Source organism: Armatimonadota bacterium, assembly GCA_020354555.1.
Lineage (GTDB): Bacteria > Armatimonadota > Hebobacteria.
In genome coordinates this window covers 3,921,998-3,924,887 of record CP070648.1, presented here as the reverse complement: position 1 = coordinate 3,924,887, position 2,890 = coordinate 3,921,998, and the positions used below count along the sequence as shown (strand labels likewise).

General features: G+C 63.7%; 3 protein-coding genes. All 3 read left to right on the top strand.

From position 1 onward, the window contains the following. Positions 1 to 1,690 (top strand): primosomal protein N' (gene priA, locus JSV65_16040; GenBank protein ID UCH34045.1); only part of this gene is annotated, 1,690 nt, incomplete at its 5' end. A gap of 214 nt (positions 1,691 to 1,904) precedes the next feature. After that, a complete protein-coding gene (locus JSV65_16035) occupies positions 1,905 to 2,489 on the top strand; it encodes a hypothetical protein (GenBank protein UCH34044.1) in 585 nt (194 codons plus the stop codon). A 197-nt stretch (positions 2,490 to 2,686) separates the two neighbouring features. Next, a partial coding sequence (locus JSV65_16030; GenBank protein ID UCH34043.1) for a DUF3795 domain-containing protein occupies positions 2,687 to 2,890 on the top strand: 204 nt, incomplete at its 3' end.

Here is a 2,890-nt window from a genome sequence, read left to right as displayed (position 1 = left end):
CGAGCGCAGCGAGCCGACCGAAACATTGCCCGACGTCGGGCAAATCGTCGACCCGGAATTCCAGCTTAACGCCGATCAGAATCGGGCGATCGAGCGGGCCCGCGCGGTCATCGCGTCGGGTGCGTTTCGCGCCCTGCTGCTGTTCGGTGTGACCGGCAGCGGCAAGACCGAGGTGTACGTCCACGCCATTCGCGCCGCGCTGGCGGCTGGCAAACAGGCTGTATTGCTCGTACCCGAGATCGCCCTGACCACGCAGACCGTCTACCGACTCGCCAAACGGTTCGAGCGCGTGTGCCTGCTGCACAGCGGGCTGACCGCCACGCAGCGGGCCGCCAGTTGGCGACAGATCGCCGCCGGGCAGATCGGCCTGGTGATCGGCACGCGAAGCGCCGTCTTCGCCCCGTGCAAAGACCTGGGCCTGATCGTCGTCGACGAGGAGCAGGAGCCCAGCTACAAGAACATACAGGTGCCGCGCTATCACACGCGCGACGTGGCCCTGAAGCGCGGCCAGCTCGAGTCGGTGCCGGTGATCGTCGGATCGGCCACGCCCAGCCTGGAGACGTGGCTCAACGCCGAACGGGCCGGTCACTACGAGCGCATCGCCCTGCCGCAGCGGGTCCGCGACCTGCCGCTGCCGCACGTTACGCTGGTCGACATGCGGGCCGAGTCGGCCGCACGCAAGGGCATCCACTTACTGTCGCGCCAGCTTGAAGCGCAGATCGGCCAGGCGCTCGACGCCAGCCAACAGGTGATTCTGCTGTTAAACCGGCGCGGTTACGCCAACTACCTGTTCTGCCCGAGTTGCCAGGCCGTGATCAGCTGCCCGCAGTGCAAGGTGAACATGACGTTTCACAAGACGACCGGCCAGGCGCAGTGTCATCATTGCTCGGCCCGTTTCCCCGTGCCCGCGCATTGCCCGCACTGCAGCGGCCGGCACAGGCTTGTACGCTTCGGCATGGGTACTCAGCGCGTCGAGGAGGAGCTGGCGAGCAAGTTCCCGCAGGCCCGCGTCGCTCGCGTCGACAGCGACACCATGCAGCGATTCACGCAGTATCAACAGATCATCGGCGACTTCGAGGCCAATCGCATCCACATCATCGTCGGCACGCAGATGATCGCCAAAGGGCTCGACTTTCCGTTCGTGTCGTTGGTGGGAGTGGTCAATGCCGACACGGCGCTGGCGATTCCCGACTTTCGTGCAGCCGAGCGAACGTTCCAACTCATCACGCAGGTGGCCGGCCGCGCCGGGCGGGGCGACGTGCCGGGTGAGGTGATCGTGCAAAGCCTCAACTGCGATCAGCCGTCGGTGCAGGCCGCCATGCGGCAGGACTATCCGCGATTTGCCCGCGAGGAGCTGCTGCTGCGTCGCAAGGTCATGCTGCCGCCGTGGGGACGGCTGACGCGCATCACGCTGTCCGACGCGCGGCAGTCTCGCTGCCGCGAACAGGCCGGACTGCTCGCGCAGAACGTTCGCAGGCTCATCGAGCGCACCGGCTCGAAGGTTCAATGCATCGGCCCGCAGACCAGCCCGATCGAACGCCTGCGAAACCAGTATCGCTTCGACGTGCTGCTTCTGGCCCCGTCGGCGCCGGCGATGCAGACGTTGCTGGCCGCCCTTCGCGACGACAACCTGCTCCGGCCCCGCGTCCGCGGCATCGCTATCGACGTCGACCCCGTGGTGCTGCTATAGGCTGATGCGTGGTTCGACGTCGGGGTCGGTCCAGGCTTTGCAGCCCTCTCCATTCTGTCTGCTTGGCATCCGTTCCACAAGCTGTACAATAGATCGTCACCGTTGTGGCAAGCAAGACACGTCGCTGGCAAGGAGGTGCGTACACCTCGAACGCGGACGTGTCCGGTCCATCAGTGCTGCGCACAGGGTGTGCAGACTCAAAGGAGGTGCACTGGTGAGCGAGGTGGCCGAGCACAAGCGTCGACGTATACGTTTCGCTGTTGTGCTGCCCTGGGCCCTCTTTCTGATTGCGCTTGCGCTGCTGTGGATGAGCACTGGTCGACGAGCGGTTCAGGCCGAAAGGCTGCGCTCTCAGATAAACGACTGGCTGAAGAAGGATTTCGACGATATCCAAGTCACCCGGCTGCATTACCTGGGCACCCATGGTCCATTCACGGCTGCTGAGTTTGGAGGCGACGATTTCGACGAGATCTCGGGCGAGAAAGAAGACATGTGCGCCCTCTGGATTGCCGGAGGGTTTACGGTATTGGTGACATACCACGATGGCGTAGGATTGGATTCTATATCCCTGCACACTAATGGCGAATGCTTCATGGCAGCGGATCGGTACAAGGACCAGGCTTTTCCATCCCTTTTCTCGGTGGTGCCCCGGTCCGGACCGGACAAGGGCCGGTGGCTGTGTGACTACGATCTGGATGGCGTATTCGAGAAGAAACTCGATCATCGTCTCCCCGCTGCATGGCAGAGGCCGGATCAGTTTGACCCGAACAATGTGCCCGAGACACCGGCGCCCGGTTAATCAGAGGCAGTAGTGGACGTGGCAGAAACACCTCCGGTCCGCGCACGGACGCAAGGGCGGGGGCTACGACCATGCAAGTTACGCGACGGGATTTCTGCAGACTTCTTGCCGCCGGCACGGGCGGCGGCTTGTGCGGCTGTTCGGTGGGATCCAGCGAACGTGTTGCAGATCGAGCGGCGACTGGAAGGAGGCGGCGTATGAGATCCATCGACCAACCTGCCCCCTGCGGCATCGTGTGCAAGACCTGTGTTCATCTGGCCACGGGGTGTGCGGGGTGCTTCGCTGGCGGCGGCGATGAGAAGTGCACCATTCGCAGGTGTGCGGCCGCAAAGGCGATCGCCGGGTGCTGGCAGTGCGATGAGTTTCCATGCGAGCACTTCGAAAAGCTAAATCCTGCATGG